Origin of the sequence: Streptomyces sp. NBC_00078, assembly GCF_026343335.1 — a bacterium.
GTDB lineage: Bacteria > Actinomycetota > Actinomycetes > Streptomycetales > Streptomycetaceae > Streptomyces.
On sequence record NZ_JAPELX010000001.1, the window covers coordinates 5,311,846 to 5,327,591 of the forward strand.

The window sequence follows — 15,746 nt, forward strand, 5'->3', positions numbered from 1 at the left end:
GCGGGAGGGCGGGGGCCCTCGCGCCCGCGCGGCGGAGCCGCACAGCGGGGCGGTCCCGCGCCGCTTGGAGGAGGCCGCCCCGCCTAAACTGGGGGCCGTGGCCGTTTTGACCGTACTGGCTGCCCCGGAGAAAGAAGGACGTGCCGATCGTGGCTCAGAGCACCGAGACCGCCGACTGGGTCTCCCGTTTCGCGGATGACGTCATCGAAGAGTCGGAGCGTCGGGCCCCGGGCAAAGCGACATCACTCGCTACCGCTCCGGTCGTCGTCGTCGCGTCCGGACTCTCCCCGTCGGGGCCCATCCACCTCGGCAACCTGCGCGAGGTCATGACCCCGCACCTCGTCGCCGACGAGATCCGGCGGCGCGGACGCCAGGTCCGGCACCTGATCTCCTGGGACGACTACGACCGCTACCGCAAGGTGCCGTCCGGCGTCCCGGGCGTCGACGAGTCGTGGGCCGAGCACATCGGCAAGCCGCTGACGTCCGTGCCCGCCCCCAAGGGCTCCGCGTACCCGAACTGGGCCGAGCACTTCAAGGCCGCCATGGTCGAGTCGCTCGCCGAGCTGGGCGTCGAGTTCGACGGGATCAGCCAGACCGCGCAGTACACGTCCGGCGTGTACCGCGAGCAGATCCTGCACGCCATCAGGCACCGCGCCGACATCGACGCGATCCTCGACCAGTACCGCACCAAGAAGGCCCCCGCGAAGAAGCAGCAGCAGAAGCCCCTCGACGAGGCCGAGCTGGAGGCCGAGGAGGGCTCAGGCGCGGCGAGCGAGGACGACGGCAGCGGCGGCAACGTCGGCTACTTCCCGTACAAGCCCTACTGCGGCAACTGCGAGAAGGACCTGACGACGGTCACCTCGTACGACGACGACACGACCGAGCTGACGTACGCCTGCACCGCGTGCGGCTTCTCCGAGACCGTCCGGCTCAACGAGTTCAACCGCGGCAAGCTGGTCTGGAAGGTCGACTGGCCGATGCGCTGGGCCTACGAGGGTGTCGTCTTCGAGCCCAGCGGCGTCGACCACTCCTCCCCCGGGTCCTCGTTCCAGGTCGGCGGCCAGATCGTCGGGATCTTCGGCGGCCAGCAGCCCATCGGCCCGATGTACGCCTTCGTGGGCATCAGCGGCATGGCGAAGATGTCCTCGTCGAGGGGTGGCGTGCCGACCGCCGCCGACGCCCTGAAGATCATGGAACCGCAGATCCTGCGCTGGCTCTACGCCCGCCGTCGGCCCAACCAGTCCTTCAAGATCGCCTTCGACCAGGAGATCCAGCGCCTCTACGACGAGTGGGACAAGCTCGACGCGAAGGTCACGGACGGCTCCGCGCTGCCGGCGGACATCGCGGCACACTCGCGCGCCGTGGGCACGGCCGCCGGTGAACTGCCCAGGACACCGCGCCCGCTGCCGTACCGGACGCTGGCCTCGGTCGCCGACATCACCGCCGGACACGAGGACCAGGCGCTGCGCATCCTGAGCGAACTCGACCCCTCGGACCCGCTCACCGCCCTCGACGAAGCCCGCCCGCGCTACGACAAGGCCGAGGCCTGGATCAACACGCACGTCCCCGCCGACCAGCGGACCATCGTGCGCGACGAACCCGACGCCGACCTGCTGAAGTCCCTCGACGAGGCCTCCCAGCAGTCACTGAGCCTCCTGCTCGACGGACTCGCCGACAACTGGTCGCTCGACGGGCTCACCCACCTCGTGTACGGCGTACCCAAGGTGCAGGCCGGCTTCCCCGCCGATGCCACGCCGAAGGAACTGCCGGCCGAGATCAAGAGCGCCCAGCGGGCGTTCTTCGCGCTCCTCTACCACCTGCTGGTGGGACGCGACACAGGACCGCGACTGCCCACGCTGCTCCTGGCGGTGGGACAGGAGCGGGTGCGGACCCTGCTCGGGAAGTAGGCGGTCAGGGCTCGGGAAGCGGGCCGTAGGAAAAGGGGCTCTCGGCAGAGAGCCCCTTTCTCGTACTTTTCCTCGTGGTTCTCGTGCTCAGGCGATGTGGTCTTCCTGCAGTTCCGCCGTGTGGCGGTTGGTGAAACGGTTGACCATGCGATCGGCGTCGCGCTGCGGGAGCGTGACACCGTACGTCGCCTCCACGTCGTCCCTGAGCTGGCCCGAGGTGGGGTAACTGCCGTCTATCGACTTCTTGAACACGAGGTAGAAGTCCTCCTCGTTCGGCTCCGGCGGGCCACCGCCCTCACCCAGCTCACGCGTCCGGCCCGGACCCGCCGGGATGGGGAAGCTGCCGGTCTCCTCCGGGGAGAACTCCTCGTACACGGGGGGTTCCGGGTAAGACTCCGGCTCCGGTCCCGGCTCCGGCTCGTAGTACGGCTCGGGCTCGTACGTGGGGTCGTAGTCGCCGTGGTACTCGACCTGCTGTGGATGCCGGGCGTGCAGCCACTGGCTGCCATCCGGCATCCGCGCCTCGGGAACGTAGCCGGTGTGCTCAGCCTGCTGCTGGGCGGACGCCGCCACAGCGGCACGGCTCTCCACCGGCCGCACGATCTCGGGCGGCGCCGGCGGCAGCAGCAACGGCTCGATCCCCGCCGCGGCCAGACCCGACGGAGCCGTCTCCGCCAGCGGAACGCCGTACCGGGCCAGCCGCAACGGCATCAGCGACTCCACCGGAGCCTTGCGCCGCCACGCCCGGCCGAAGCGCGAACGCAACCGGGCCTGATACACCAGCCGTTCCTGCTCCAGCTTGATGACCTGCTCGTAGGAGCGCAGCTCCCACAGCTTCATCCGCCGCCACAGGAGGAACGTCGGCACCGGGGACAGGAGCCAGCGCGTCAGCCGCACCCCCTCCATGTGCTTGTCGGCAGTGATGTCGGCGATACGGCCGATCGCATGCCGGGCCGCCTCGACGGAGACCACGAACAGGATCGGGATCACCGCGTGCATGCCCACGCCCAGCGGGTCCGGCCAGGCCGCCGCACCGTTGAAGGCGATCGTCGCCGTCGTCAGCAGCCAGGCCGTCTGCCGCAGCAGCGGGAACGGGATACGGATCCAGGTGAGCAGGAGATCGAGGGCCAGCAGGACACAGATACCTGCGTCGATACCGATCGGGAAGACGTACGCGAAGTTCCCGAAACCCTTCTTGATGGCCAACTCGCGGACCGCCGAGTACGAACCGGCGAAGCCGATGCCGGCGATGATCACGGCGCCGGAAACGACCACGGCTATGAGAACGCGGTGCATCCGAGTCAGCTGCAGTGGCGCGGCCACCCGTACTCCCCTCCCCTTGCGTGCTGTTGCGCGCAACAGAGTGGCACATGTGTGCGCCCTACGAGGCGGCGGGACGGGTGGAGCCCGGTCCGTTCAGGGTCCCGGGCTCCCTCAAAAGGCGGTGCTGAGCTGCGAGTTGCCGTCCAGGTGTGACAGTCAGCTCTTCTTCGACGCTGAGGAGGACGGGGACGCCGAAGACGACTTCGAGGGTTTCGAGGCCTTCGAAGGAGACGCGGAGGCCGACTTCGACGCCGACTTGGAGGGCGAGGGCTTCGCCGTGCCCGAACCCGAGCCGCCGCCTGTGCCCGAGCCGCCGTCGCCGTTCGCCGCCGACACCGCCGCGACGGCCTCCTTGGCCGCCGACTCCGCGGCCTTCGCCAGCGTGTCCGCGCTCGGGGTCTTCTCACCGGCCAGACCCGCACCGTTGTAGTCGAGCGTGATCACCACGTTCTCGACCCGCGTCACGACCGTCTGCTGCTTGAAGGAACCCTCCTTCTTCTTCAGGTCGTAACGCACCAGCGTCGCCTCGTCGCCCGTCCCGGAGACCGGCTCGGTCTTCGCGTTCTTCGCGCCCTCGACCGACTGGGCGTCCTTGACCTGCTTCTCGTAGTACGCGTGCGCCAACTTGTCGCCCTCACCGCGCTGGGCGTTCGATTCGAAACGCAGCAGCGAGACATTGAGCCAACGGAACTGCGAGCCCTTCACGCCGTTGTTGTCCAGACTGCTCCAGGAGCAGCTCGCACGCGTCGAATCATCCGACTTGCTCTGCTTGCCGGACTTGACGCCCTCCGGCACCAGCGAGGTCAGCGTCTTCTTCGACAGCACCCCGCACGAGTCCGGCAACTTCCCGTACGCCGCGGCCTGCACCGTCGGCGCCGTGCTCGCGGTCGCCGCCGCCGTTTCACCGGCGCTCGCGCCCTTGTCGCCCCCGTCACCGGAGCCGGAGTCCGAGGAGCAGCCGGCGGCGAACACCATCACGGGCACTGCGACCGCGCCGGCAAGGAAGCGGCCTGAGCGCCTCACTCGCCGGTCTCGCTGGTTCCGCTGGTCTCGCTCTGCTCGTCGCTGCATGGTTCCTTCACTCATGACGCTGTGGTTCCTGCGGTCGGCGGGTTCGGGTCCGAGGGGCCACGGTACGCGGTGAGGAAACTGTGCGCTTCTGCTTCCGGCGCTTTGAAGTCGGGCGTACGGGACAGGCGAAGGGTCACTGACCGCCCAGCGTGTCCGACAGCTGCGCGGCCAGTTTCCGGGCGCTGTCCTGCATTTCCTCGCTGTCGGGGGCGACGCCGACGGTGGCCGGCTGCTCCTCGTACTGGATGGTCACGATGACGTTGGACGTGCGGAACGCCACAGTCACCGTGCGCTGCTGAGCCGTCGAACCGGAACCGCTCAGCACGTCGTCCAGGAACGCCTCGTCACCGAGATCGGTGAGGGTGCGGGGCTGGAGATCGGACGGGGCCGCGGAGGCGGAGGCGGAACCCGAGGCAGAGACAGAGTCGGAGGCAGAGGCAGAGGCGGAGGCCGAGGCGCCGGGGCCGGCGCTGCTCGTGGAAGGGGCGCTGGAGCCGGGGTCGGACGTGGGGCTGGAACTCACCGGTTCGGGAAGGTCGGCCGCCGTCAGCCTGTCGGCGAACACCACCTGCGCCTCGTTGTCGTCGCTCACCGAGTTGTCGTAGGAGACGACGCGCTCGAAGTCGACGAGGAGATGGTCCGTCGCATCCGCCGACTCGACCTTCCAACGGCAGCCCACCTTGCGGTCGGTGTCGTACGTCAGCGTCGCATCGCCCTCGTACGCCTTCTCGCGCTGCTCCGCGTCGGTGATCTGCTGGATGCCGGGCAGCAGCGTGTCGAGAGTGTCCTCACCGATGGCGCTGCACGGTTCGGGGAGCGTGCGGTACTTGCCCGGCTGGGCCGCGGCCGTCGCCGTGCCGGTGTCACCCTGATTGGAGTCGTCCGTCGAACCGCCGTCGCTCGAGCCGCCGGTGCAGCCGGCCAGCAACGCCACGAGCAGCGCGGCGATGCCGGATACAAACACCTTCCGCTGCACGGTCGGGCTCCTCTCGACGGTGGCTCTGTGGCCGTTGCTTCAGTGCCCCCGCTGGTTGATCGCTTGCCGCACGGGGGTGCTCCCTGGGGACAATGTGTATCGCACGCACTGCCGTGGACGCCGGTCCGCTGTCCCTTTTCAGCGACCTTGGCGCCGGTTTTGCGGTTCCAGACTTCTGTTGTGTTTACGGGGTAATGAGGACGATATGTCGTAGGTGGAAATGCCGGGCGCGAAGGTTCCGATCCGCATGTGAGCCGACCCGGCGACGGTCGAGGACGTGGCCCTGCAGCAGCTGCGCAACGTGGCGACCCTGCCCTGGATCAAGGGCCTCGCCGTCATGCCGGACGTGCACTACGGGAAGGGCGCGACGGTCGGGTCCGTCATCGCGATGCAGGGGGCTGTGTGTCCTGCGGCGGTGGGGGTGGACATCGGCTGCGGCATGTCGGCGGTCAGGTCGTCACTGACGGCCAGTGACCTCCCGGGTGACCTGTCCCGCCTGCGCTCGAAGATCGAGCAGGCCATTCCGGTGGGGCGGGGGATTCACGACAGTCCGGTGGAGCCGGGACAGTTCCACGGGACGGCCACCGCGGGGTGGGACCGCAGCCGCTTCTCCAGCAGCGTCACCGCGTAAGGACTGCCCAACCCGCCGTCCTTGGCGGCCTGTTCGCCTACCACCGTGTAGCCCGCCGACTCGTAGTAGGTGCGGAGGCGAGGGTTGGTGGACAGGCAGTCGAGGCGGGCGTACGGGCGGCCCGTCGCGGCGATGCGGGCCTCCGCTTCCGCGAGCATGTGGCGGCCTGTGGACGGCGGAGCCGTGTGCGGGGTCGTCATCAGGCGGTGGATGTAGCCCGCGTCGGCGGGGCGGGGGCCCCAGGCCGCCGGGTCGTCCCACCACAGTTCCCAGGCGCCGGCCAGGTGGTCACCGGAGTGGGCCAGCCAGACCTCGCCCTCCCGCATGCGGGTGCGGAAATGGGTTTCGTCCTTTGCGCCGGGCCGCCACTGGTCGATGCCCCGGGCCAGTTGCCAGAGGGCGGACGAGTCGTGGAGGCGGGCGAGGGCGGGGGCGTCGGACGGGGTGGCCCTGCGGTACGTCGGCGCGGGCGGGGCTGTGGGGCGGGGTTCCAGGAGTGCCTCGCGCAGGGTCGTGGCCAACGCCCTTGCGTCCAGGGAGAGTTCCCGCGTCACGTAGTTCTCGGTCGAGCCGTGGCGCGCCGTCATGGCGGCGAGGAACGTGCGCATCACGGCGCCCGGGGCACGGCCGAAGCCCGGCCAGGCCGGCTCGCGGCCGTCGTTTCGTCTCGTCCAGCTGGCGCGGATGGCCGGTGTGGCCAGTTCGGTGAGGCTGAAGTCCTCGATGACGGTCGTTTCCGGGATGCCCAGCAACCCGAGGACCAGCGCCGCCAGTTGGCCCGTGCGGTCCTTGCCCGATGCGCAGTGGAAGACCAGCGGGGTGCCTGACTCGGCCGACTCCGCGACCAGTTCCAGGGCCCGGCGGATCTCCTTGACGCCGTCCTGAGCCACCTCCAGGTAGCGCTCCGCGAGGTACGGGTCCGGATCGATGTCCGGGGTGAGCGCGGCCTGGTCGTACGGGCGGTGCTCGATGCTCAGGTTGTGGTACGTGAAGGACGGGTGGCCGGGGACACGGCCCCTGTCCTCGGCCTCCCAGGGGTGGCGCAGGTCGATGACCGTGCGGATGCCGAGGGACAGGAAGCGGTCCCAGTCCGCCGTGCCCTCGGCCAGCTTGCCCAGGGAGTCCGCGCGGTACAGGCGGCCGGGGCGGATCCGGTGGCCGTCCGGGGTCGGATAGCCGCCCAGATCGCGGAAGTTGTGCAGCCCGTCGAATGCGATGTGTCTGTCCACAGGCTGTGACCCTACGGTGCTCGTCCCGCTACTTGGCGTGGAGCACCGCGTAGATCATCACGAAGGCCACGATGTGGATGCCGAAGAGGAAGTACGCGAGGTAGTACCAGACGTAGCGCTCGCGTTTCTTCTCCAGGGCGAGGCGCTGGTTCTCGCTCCCGTCCGGGCCCGGCATCACAGTTCCCTGTGGACCTTCGTGTTGGAGGCCTGGGCGCGGGGGCGGAGGACCAGGAGGTCGACGTTGACATGGCTGGGGCGGGTGACCGCCCAGGTGATCGTGTCCGCCACGTCGTCGGCCGTGAGGGGTTCGGCGACGCCCTGGTAGACCTTCGTCGCCTTCTCCTTGTCGCCGCCGAAGCGAGTGAGTGCGAACTCGTCCGTCTTCACCATGCCGGGGGCGATCTCGATGACGCGCACCGGCTGGCCGACGATCTCCAGGCGGAGGGTCTCGGCGAGGACGTGTTCGCCGTGCTTGGCGGCGACGTAGCCCGCGCCGCCCTCGTACGTGCTGAGTCCCGCGGTGGAGGAGATGACCACGATCGTGCCGTCGCCGCTCTCGACGAGCTTGGGCAGCAGAGCCTGGGTGACGTTCAGGGTGCCGATGACGTTCGTCTCGTACATCGTGCGCCAGTCGGCCGGGTCGCCGGTCGCGACCGGGTCCGCGCCGAGCGCGCCGCCGGCGTTGTTGACCAGCACGCCGACCGTCTTGAACGCCGTCGCGAACTCGTCGACCGCGGCACGGTCCGTGACGTCCAGCGGGTACGCGGCGGCGGACTGGCCGGCCGTGTTGATCTCCTCCGCCAGCGCTTCGATCCGGTCCTTGCGGCGGGCGGTGAGGACCACTCGGTAGCCGGCCGCGGCGAGCCGGCGGGCCGTGGCGGCGCCGATTCCGCTGCTCGCACCGGTGACGACGGCGATGCGGGAGGCGGCGGACGGTGCGGCGGTGGCCATGGGTGCTCCTCGTGCGCGGGGGTTCGTGGGATCGCGGGATCGACCTGGCGTCCAGGGTATAGAGGTCAGCCGCCGTTCCGCGGCGCCCACATGATCAGCGCCATGCCCACGAGGCAGACCAGCGCGCCCGTCACGTCCCAGCGGTCCGGGCGGTAGCCGTCCGCGACCGCGCCCCACAGGATCGAGCCGGCCACGAAGATGCCGCCGTATGCGGCGAGGATGCGGCCGAAGTGGGCGTCGGGCTGGAAGGTGGCGACGAAGCCGTAGGCGCCGAGGGCGAGGACGCCGCCGGTGATCCACAGCCAGCCGCGGTGTTCGCGTACACCTTGCCAGACCAGCCAGGCGCCGCCGATCTCGAAGAGGGCGGCCACGACGAAGAGGGCGGCGGAGCGGGCGATGAGCATGTCCGCAGCCTCGCATGCCGGCCTCGGACAGCCGCTGGTGGACGGGCAGGTGCTGCCGGCCGGGTGTGCGCGGTCGGCGGCGATGGCGGTGCCGTGCCGGGCGGGGGCGCCCGCCGCGGACGACGTGGGCGGACGGATCGGGCTGGGGGGGCGGTCCGAGGTACTGCTGGAGATCGACACGGCGTGGAGCGGAGGCGCCGTCGACCGCAATCGGCAGAGCGATCAGGAGAGGGTGCTGGTCCTGGACACCGGGGACGCGTACTGCTTCTGGGGAGCCTCTCGTAGGTCTGCACGGCGCAGACGAAGAGGAGCACGGCATGGCCGGGAACGCGCGTGAGCGGCTGCTCGGTCGGTGGATCGGCCGGTAGCAGGCCATGGACGCGACGACGATGCCCGTGGCGGGGCCGCGGTGCCGCTCTGGGCTCCGGCACGCAGCGGACCGGGGCGCGACGGGCGTGCCGAGGCGCCTAAGTGCCTAAGCGCCTGGAGCCGAAGCCGTTGGACTGGCGGCGTAGGCGGTGGGCGGCACTCCCACCGTCGTCGTGAAGTCCCGCACCAGATGGGCCTGGTCGGCGTAGCCGAGGTCGGCCGCCAGGGCTGCCCAGTCCGCCTTCCGGTCCGCCTCCGCGTGCTCCAGGGCCTCGTGGATGCGGTAGCGCAGGATGACCCACTTGGGGCCCACGCCGACATAGCCGGCGAAGAGGCGTTGCAGTAGTCGTACGGACATGCCCTCGGCGCGGGCGAAGTCGGCGACGCGGCGGATCGTGCGGTCGGTGCGGATGCGGTCGACCAGGGCCGTCGCGAGGTCGGCCTGCGGGTCCGGGCGCGGATCCAGGGCGAGGAGGAAGGCGTCGAGCGCGGCGATGCGGGCCTGCTCGTCGTCCGGGGTGAGCACGGCGGTGAGGTCGGTCTGCGGGAACACCTCGGGGGAGAAGACCCTCAGGCCGGTCCACTCGCTCACCGCCCGTCCGGGCGCGAAGGGACGGAAGGCGCCCGGTCTGAACTTGATGCCGCACACCCGTCCGCGCCCCTCCAGCTTCTGCGTGAACAGGCCCTGCTGGATGCCCGCGACCTCCACGAGGGGCTCTTGGCCCTCGAACTGCTGGAAGACGATGTGGACGGCGGGGTGGGGGACCACGTGCGAGACGTACGGCTCCTGGAGCTCCCAGTCGATCAGCCAGTAGTGCTCGACATGGCGGCGCAGCGGTTCGGCGGGCTCGGGGCGGCGGAAGTCCACGTGCGCGAGGAAGTCCGCGGCGCCGACGATGCCTCGGGTGTCTCGGCGTGGGGCGGCCATGTCGTGATCGTAGGACGGGGCACTGACACTCGTCGCGGGGTGCGGAATACGGGGGGCGGGGTCGCCGTTCCCGCTATAGTTGAACAGTCAACAATCTGGAGGGTGAGAGACCATGCAGTTCGGGATCTTCAGCGTCGGCGATGTCACGCCGGACCCGACGACCGGCCGTACGCCGACCGAGCGTGAGCGCATCAAGGCCATGGTCGCCATCGCGCTGAAGGCCGAGGAGGTCGGCCTCGACGTCTTCGCCACCGGCGAGCACCACAACCCGCCGTTCGTGCCGTCGTCGCCGACCACGATGCTGGGTTATGTCGCGGCGCGGACGGAGAAGCTGATCCTCTCCACCTCCACGACGCTGATCACCACCAACGACCCGGTGAAGATCGCCGAGGACTTCGCGATGCTGCAGCACCTGGCCGACGGCCGGGTCGACCTGATGATGGGCCGCGGCAACACCGGCCCGGTCTACCCCTGGTTCGGCAAGGACATCCGGCAGGGCATCAACCTCGCCGTCGAGAACTACGCGCTGCTGCACCGGCTGTGGCGCGAGGACGTCGTCGACTGGGAGGGCACGTTCCGCACACCGCTGCAGGGCTTCACCTCCACGCCCCGGCCGCTGGACGGCGTACCGCCCTTCGTCTGGCACGGCTCCATCCGCTCGCCCGAGATCGCCGAGCAGGCGGCCTACTACGGCGACGGCTTCTTCCACAACAACATCTTCTGGCCGGCCGACCACACCAAGCGGATGGTCGAGCTGTACCGGCAGCGGTACGCGCACTACGGGCACGGCACGCCCGAGCAGGCGATCGTCGGCCTCGGCGGACAGGTGTTCATGCGGCGCAACTCGCAGGACGCGGTGCGGGAGTTCCGGCCGTACTTCGACAACGCGCCGGTCTACGGCCACGGGCCCTCCCTGGAGGACTTCAACGACCAGACCCCGCTCACCGTCGGATCGCCGCAGCAGGTGATCGACAAGACGCTGGGCTTCCGCGAGTACGCCGGTGACTACCAGCGCCAGCTGTTCCTGCTCGACCACGCGGGACTGCCGCTGAAGACCGTGCTCGAACAGCTCGACATGCTGGGCGAGGAGGTCGTGCCGGTGCTGCGCAAGGAGTTCGCGGCCGGGCGCCCGGCGAACGTGCCCGAGGCGCCGACCCACGCGTCCCTGTCGGCCGCCGCCGTATGAGCGCGGAACGAAGCCGCCGCATGAACGGAGACGGGGGCCGCCGTATGAACGGAGACGGGGGCCGCTGCATGGAGCAGGAGGAGGACTCCGTATGAAACTCGTCGTCGTCTCGGCGGGGCTGAGCGTCCCGTCGTCCACCCGGCTGCTGGGCGACCGTCTCGCCGCCGCGGTGGGCCGGCAGCCCCCTGCCGACGTGCAGGTCGTCGAGCTGCGCGACCTCGCCGTGGAGATCGCACACCACTTCACCAACGGGTTCCCGGCCGGAACCTGTCCGCCGCGCTGGACGCGGTGACCGGGGCAGACGGGCTCGTGGTCGTCACGCCCGTCTTCTCGGCGTCGTACAGCGGACTGTTCAAATCCTTCTTCGACGTGCTCGACAAGGACGTGCTGGCGGGTACGCCCGTGCTGATCGCCGCGACCGGCGGTACGGCCCGGCACTCCCTGGTGCTGGAGCACGCGCTGCGACCGCTCTTCGCCTATCTGCGGGCGGTGGTCGTCCCGACCGGGGTCTACGCCGCGTCGGAGGACTGGGGCGCGGAGGGACTGGACGGACGGATCGAGCGGGCCGCGGAGGAACTGGCGGCGCTGATGACGGGGCTGGGCGCGAGGGCCGCCGCAAAGAAGGCGGAGCCCGGCCTCGTGCCGTTCGAGCAGCAGCTGGCCGCCCTTCGGCCCGCAGGGTGAGAGGACGGTAGGGGCAGGGTTCCGGTTGCGTCACAGGGGTGAGAGGCCAGTAAGAAGGGTGACGGGTGAGCTGCTCATCACGGCGGAGCACTCCGGGCCCTTGGCACTATGGGCGGGTGCCCCAAACTGTGCTGCTCGCCGAAGACGACCGCGCCATCCGTCACGCCCTGGAGCGGGCCCTGAGCCTGGAGGGCTATCAGGTCACCGCCGTCGCCGACGGCGTGGAAGCGCTGGCGCAGGCCCACAAGACCCCGCCGGACGTGCTCCTGCTGGACGTGATGATGCCCGGCATCGACGGGCTGCAGGTCTGCCGGGTGCTGCGCGCCGAGGGCGACCGCACCCCGATCCTCATGCTCACCGCCCTCGTCGAGACCGCGGACCGCATCGCGGGACTTGACGCGGGCGCCGACGACTACGTGGTCAAGCCGTTCGACGTCGAGGAGGTCTTCGCACGGCTGCGGGCCCTGCTGCGCCGGACCAGCCCGGACAGCGGGGCGGCGGCCCCGGCCGGCGTCACCGGTAAGCAGCCGCAGATCTCCGACCGGCAGATCGAGGCAGCCGGCCTGCGCATGGACGTGCAGGCGCGGCGCGCCTGGCGCAACGAGAGTGAACTGGAGCTGACCCGCACCGAGTTCGAACTGCTGGAGCTCCTGGTCCGCAACGCCGGGATCGTCCTCGACCACTCCACCATCTACGACCGCATCTGGGGCTACGACTTCGGGCCCGGTTCCAAGAACCTCGCCGTGTACGTCGGCTATCTGCGCCGCAAGCTCGACCAGCCGGGGGCACCGGCGCTGATCCACACGGTGCGCGGTGTGGGTTACGTGCTGCGGGAGGACTGAGTGGGCCGGCTGCGGCGGCTGCTGGCCAGACGGCGGCCGGGGCTGGTCTCCCTGCGCACCACGTTCGCGGTGTCGTTCGCCGCGGTGACCGCCGCCGTCACGGTGCTGGTCGGTGTGCTGTCGTACAGCGCCGCCGCCCGGCTGGTGCGGGTCGACCAGGAGTCCGTGTTCGACCAGGTCGTGCAGGACCTGCGGGACGAGGTGCACCAGCACCGGATGACGACGGACGACTTCTCCTCCTCGGCGCCGGGCCACGACATCGTGCGGCCCGCCCGTACGGACGTCCAGGTACTGGGACCGGACGGCACCGTCGTCGACCCCGGCAGCCCCGGACTGCCGGTCACCGCCGACGACCGCTCGGTCGCCGCGGCGACGGACTCCGCGAAGATGGCCGAGCACAAGGACGTCGACGTCGACCAGGACGTCTACCGCATCGCGACCGTCTCCCTCGGCGAAGGGCGGGGCGCGGTGCAGGTCGCGCAGGAGTTCAGCGACACCGAGGACCTGCTGCGGGCGCTGCAGCAGCGCACGCTGATCCTGATGGCCGCGGTCGTGACGGCGGCCGGCCTGTTCGGATGGTGGCTGGCCCGGCGCATCACCCGCCGCCTGATCATTCTCACCTCGGCCGCCGAGGACGTCGCCCGCACCCGCCGCCTCGGCATCGAGGTGCCCGTGGCCGGCTACGACGAGGTGGGCCGCCTCGGCCGCGCCTTCGACCGCATGCTGGGCCGCCTCGCCCAGTCCGAGGAGGACCAGCGCCGCCTGGTCCAGGACGCCGGGCACGAACTGCGCACCCCTCTCACCTCGCTCCGTACGAACATCTCGCTGCTGCGCCGTATCGACGAACTGCCCCCGGCCAGCCGCGACGACCTGGTCGCGGACCTGAGCCAGGAGGCGCGCGAACTGACCGACCTGGTCAACGAACTCGTGGACCTGGCGGCCGGGCAGTCCGACAACGAGCCGCCCCAGCGGGTCGACCTCGCGGACATCGCCGAGGACGTCGCGGGCCTCGCCCGCCGTCGCACCGGACGTGAGGTCACGGTCAGCGCGAGCGGTGACACGACGACCGACGGCCGCCCGGGGATGCTGCAGCGCGCGATCTCCAACCTGGTCGAGAACGCGGCCAAGTTCGACCGCGACGGCACGGGCCCCATCGAGATCGCCGTCTCCGGACCCGCCCGGCCGGGCACGGTCCGCGTCGAGGTCCTCGACCGCGGTCCCGGAATCGCCGACTGCGACCTGATCCGCATCTTCGACCGCTTCTACCGCGCGGCCGACGCCCGCTCACTGCCCGGGTCCGGGCTGGGCCTGTCCATCGTGCGGGAGGTGGCGATGGCGCACGGCGGGGCAGCGTTCGCGTCCCGCCGCGACGGGGGCGGCTCGGTGATCGGCTTCACGGTGGGCGGGGTGCCGGGAGGCGGAATGCGGGCCGGGGATGATGGGCGGAATGTGGGCCGGGGGTGAGGGGCGGAATGCGGACCGAGGTGAGGGCGTCGGTCGGGGGTGGCGAGCGGAGCGTCGGCCGAGGTGAGGGGCGGAACGTCGGCCGAGGCGAGGGCGGAGCGTGGGCCAGGGGTGAGGGGCGGAACGTCGGTCGGGGGTGAGGAGCGGAGCGTTGGCCGAGGCGAGGGCGGAACGTCGGCCAGGGGTGAGGGGCGGGGCGTCGGTCGGGGGATGAAGGGTGGAGCGCGGGCCGGGAGTTGGTGATCGGCTGCGGAACTGGCCCTGGGAGCGGGTGCCGCGTCGCCGGTGAGGTGCTGGGGGCGTGCTCTGACGCCGGTGGAAGACTTGCGGGGTGTGCCGGGTGCCGGGGCCGGTCAGTGCGGGTCCGGGTGGCGGGGGAAGGTGCGGATCGTGATCAGGCGTGGGGTGTTGTCCGTAGTCCGAGGATCCCGTAGGACCCGGGCAGCCGTGGCCCTGGGCCTCGCCGGCCTGGTCGCCGGGACCGTCCTCGTCGTATGCGAGGTGAACTCACCGGCCCGCGGTGTCCGGGCAGCGCCGAGGGGCGACTCCCCGCAGTGCCACCGCGTCGCGCAGGGCTTCCCGCCCGGCCTCGCGGGACTGGACCGTGCGGACACCGACGTGCCCGGCCTGGCCGTGTGGGGCGACGGGGCGGTGACCGCGCGCTGCGGGCTGAAGACGCCCGACGCGACGCCCGACGCGTGCGTGAGCGTGGACGGCATCGACTGGGTGTGGCGGCCGAAGTCACCCGGCGGGACCAGGGTCCTCGTCACCTACGGCCGTGACCCCGCCGTGGAGATCACGCTCTCCGCCCGGGTCGCCGCCGTCGACGACGTACTGGTGGAACTCAGCCGCGCGGTGCGGCCGCTCGTACAGCACGACAAGTGCATCGGCCTCGGGGATGTCATGTAGTGCTCACCGGGGCGTAGTGCTCACCGGCGTGTGGTGCTCACCGGCCGTCGCGGTTCCCGGGCTCGTCCGCGTCGGAGAAGTCGATCTTTTCGGCCGGGACGATCCGTGCGCCCATGTTGCGTTCCATCATTTCCAGGGCGGCGGCTCCCAGATGAGGGTGAATGGTGGCTACGGCGTCGTCGGCCACCGTGACCCGCAGGTGGCGGATGTGGGCGTCCAGCGCCGAGTAGAGGACGCACTGTTCGGTGACCTGGCCGCTGAGCACGACGTGTCCGACGCCCAGTCGCCACAGCAGGTACGACAGGGGCGTCTCGTGGAAGACGGAGTGGCGGGCCTTCACCACGAACAGTGAGTCGTCGTCGGGCCGGATCGGTTCGATCAGGTCGGCGTGGGGTCGCGCCAGCGCGGTCTCGACCAGTTCTCCGTGGTGCGAGCGCCAGCGGCCGAAGTTGTCGTTGGCGTAGATCACCGGCACGTCGGCGCGACGGGCCCGGCCGATCAGGTCCGCCAGGACGGGTACGACCTGGCGGGCGGAAGGCACCAGCAGGTCGGCGTCCTCGTGATCGTAGGTGTTGATCATGTCGATCACGACGAGAGCGAGACCTGTTGTCTCTCCGGAGCGGTCCATGGTGCCTCCAGAGTGCCGTGCGCGGTCGTACGCGCAGCCGCGGACGAGGGGTGAGCCGGATGCCGGGAGGCGTCCCACTGGGGCTCCACCCAGACCGGCTCGACGCCGGACAGGATGAGCGATGAGCCCGGCGGCCACCGACTTGTGGCTGAACCCCGGGTTCCCCGTCCGCAGCAGGTGTACCGCGCGTACCGCGCGACTCGTCGGCCGGCAGGAGGCGTACGCACGGCAATGGCAATGGCAA

The 15,746-nt window shown here is 70.6% G+C and carries 15 protein-coding genes and 2 pseudogenes; 8 read left to right on the forward strand and 9 right to left on the reverse strand.

What is annotated here, in order from left to right; translation table 11 throughout:
* The first annotated feature begins 140 nt into the window (after window positions 1-140).
* Complete coding sequence (gene lysS / locus OOK07_RS24840) at window positions 141-1,907, forward strand: lysine--tRNA ligase (protein WP_266682951.1); 1,767 nt, start codon at window positions 141-143, stop codon at window positions 1,905-1,907.
* Between the two features lie 87 nt (window positions 1,908-1,994).
* Here the strand turns inward: lysS and OOK07_RS24845 are convergent, their stop codons facing one another.
* The 3 genes from OOK07_RS24845 to OOK07_RS24855 all read right to left on the reverse strand — a co-directional run bounded on the left by OOK07_RS24845 (window position 1,995) and on the right by OOK07_RS24855 (window position 5,277).
* Complete coding sequence (locus OOK07_RS24845; protein WP_266802018.1) at window positions 1,995-3,203, reverse strand: DUF2637 domain-containing protein; 1,209 nt, start codon at window positions 3,201-3,203, stop codon at window positions 1,995-1,997.
* Window positions 3,204-3,386: 183 nt separating this feature from the next.
* Window positions 3,387-4,316: a DUF3558 family protein gene (locus OOK07_RS24850; RefSeq protein WP_266798571.1), complete on the reverse strand. Its 930-nt coding sequence runs from the start codon at window positions 4,314-4,316 to the stop codon at window positions 3,387-3,389.
* 118 nt (window positions 4,317-4,434) lie between these two features.
* Window positions 4,435-5,277 (reverse strand): DUF3558 domain-containing protein, encoded by an 843-nt coding sequence (locus OOK07_RS24855; RefSeq protein WP_266798573.1) that lies wholly within the window; start codon window positions 5,275-5,277, stop codon window positions 4,435-4,437.
* 220 nt (window positions 5,278-5,497) lie between these two features.
* Between OOK07_RS24855 and OOK07_RS24860 the strand changes: the two are divergent.
* Window positions 5,498-5,905, forward strand: a pseudogene (locus OOK07_RS24860) (RtcB family protein); the annotation flags it as partial.
* Here OOK07_RS24860 and OOK07_RS24865 read toward each other — a convergent pair.
* The 4 genes from OOK07_RS24865 to OOK07_RS24880 all read right to left on the reverse strand — a co-directional run bounded on the left by OOK07_RS24865 (window position 5,818) and on the right by OOK07_RS24880 (window position 8,492).
* Entirely contained in the window at window positions 5,818-7,137 is a 1,320-nt protein-coding gene (locus tag OOK07_RS24865) for a tyrosine-protein phosphatase (protein WP_266798575.1), read from the reverse strand. The pseudogene OOK07_RS24860 and the gene OOK07_RS24865 sit on opposite strands and share 88 nt — an antisense overlap.
* Before the next feature lie 28 nt (window positions 7,138-7,165).
* On the reverse strand, window positions 7,166-7,312 hold the full coding sequence (locus tag OOK07_RS24870; RefSeq protein ID WP_266682956.1) for a hypothetical protein: 147 nt from the start codon (window positions 7,310-7,312) through the stop codon (window positions 7,166-7,168).
* The gene (locus OOK07_RS24875; protein WP_266682957.1) at window positions 7,312-8,088 is read right to left on the reverse strand and encodes an SDR family NAD(P)-dependent oxidoreductase; all 777 of its coding nucleotides are present in this window, start codon (window positions 8,086-8,088) and stop codon (window positions 7,312-7,314) included. Before OOK07_RS24875 ends, OOK07_RS24870 begins: the two co-directional genes overlap by 1 nt.
* Before the next feature lie 65 nt (window positions 8,089-8,153).
* Entirely contained in the window at window positions 8,154-8,492 is a 339-nt protein-coding gene (locus OOK07_RS24880) for a YnfA family protein (protein WP_266682958.1), read from the reverse strand.
* Between OOK07_RS24880 and OOK07_RS24885 the strand changes: the two genes are divergently transcribed.
* Window positions 8,485-8,829, forward strand: coding sequence for a hypothetical protein (locus OOK07_RS24885; protein WP_323182984.1), 345 nt, complete (start codon window positions 8,485-8,487; stop codon window positions 8,827-8,829). The two genes, OOK07_RS24880 and OOK07_RS24885, sit on opposite strands and share 8 nt — an antisense overlap.
* A gap of 138 nt (window positions 8,830-8,967) precedes the next feature.
* Here OOK07_RS24885 and OOK07_RS24890 read toward each other — a convergent pair whose 3' ends face one another.
* Window positions 8,968-9,789: an AraC family transcriptional regulator gene (locus tag OOK07_RS24890; RefSeq protein WP_266682959.1), complete on the reverse strand. Its 822-nt coding sequence runs from the start codon at window positions 9,787-9,789 to the stop codon at window positions 8,968-8,970.
* A gap of 112 nt (window positions 9,790-9,901) precedes the next feature.
* On the opposite strand from OOK07_RS24890, the gene OOK07_RS24895 reads away from it, so the two are divergent.
* The 5 genes and pseudogenes from OOK07_RS24895 (at window position 9,902) to OOK07_RS24915 (ending at window position 14,874) form a co-directional block, all read left to right on the forward strand.
* Window positions 9,902-10,975: an LLM class flavin-dependent oxidoreductase gene (locus OOK07_RS24895; protein WP_266798579.1), complete on the forward strand. Its 1,074-nt coding sequence runs from the start codon at window positions 9,902-9,904 to the stop codon at window positions 10,973-10,975.
* 91 nt (window positions 10,976-11,066) lie between these two features.
* Window positions 11,067-11,659: pseudogene (locus OOK07_RS24900) on the forward strand (FMN reductase).
* A gap of 128 nt (window positions 11,660-11,787) precedes the next feature.
* Window positions 11,788-12,501, forward strand: a complete 714-nt coding sequence (locus tag OOK07_RS24905) for a response regulator transcription factor (protein WP_323178123.1) — start codon at window positions 11,788-11,790, stop codon at window positions 12,499-12,501.
* Window positions 12,502-13,965 carry a HAMP domain-containing sensor histidine kinase gene (locus OOK07_RS24910; RefSeq protein WP_266682963.1) on the forward strand — a complete coding sequence of 488 codons (1,464 nt, stop codon included), beginning with the start codon at window positions 12,502-12,504 and terminating at the stop codon, window positions 13,963-13,965.
* 447 nt (window positions 13,966-14,412) lie between these two features.
* On the forward strand, window positions 14,413-14,874 hold the full coding sequence (locus OOK07_RS24915; RefSeq protein ID WP_266682964.1) for a DUF3515 family protein: 462 nt from the start codon (window positions 14,413-14,415) through the stop codon (window positions 14,872-14,874).
* A gap of 37 nt (window positions 14,875-14,911) precedes the next feature.
* Here OOK07_RS24915 and OOK07_RS24920 read toward each other — a convergent pair whose 3' ends face one another.
* Window positions 14,912-15,502, reverse strand: coding sequence for a cysteine hydrolase family protein (locus tag OOK07_RS24920; RefSeq protein ID WP_266682965.1), 591 nt, complete (start codon window positions 15,500-15,502; stop codon window positions 14,912-14,914).
* Window positions 15,503-15,746: the final 244 nt, after the last annotated feature.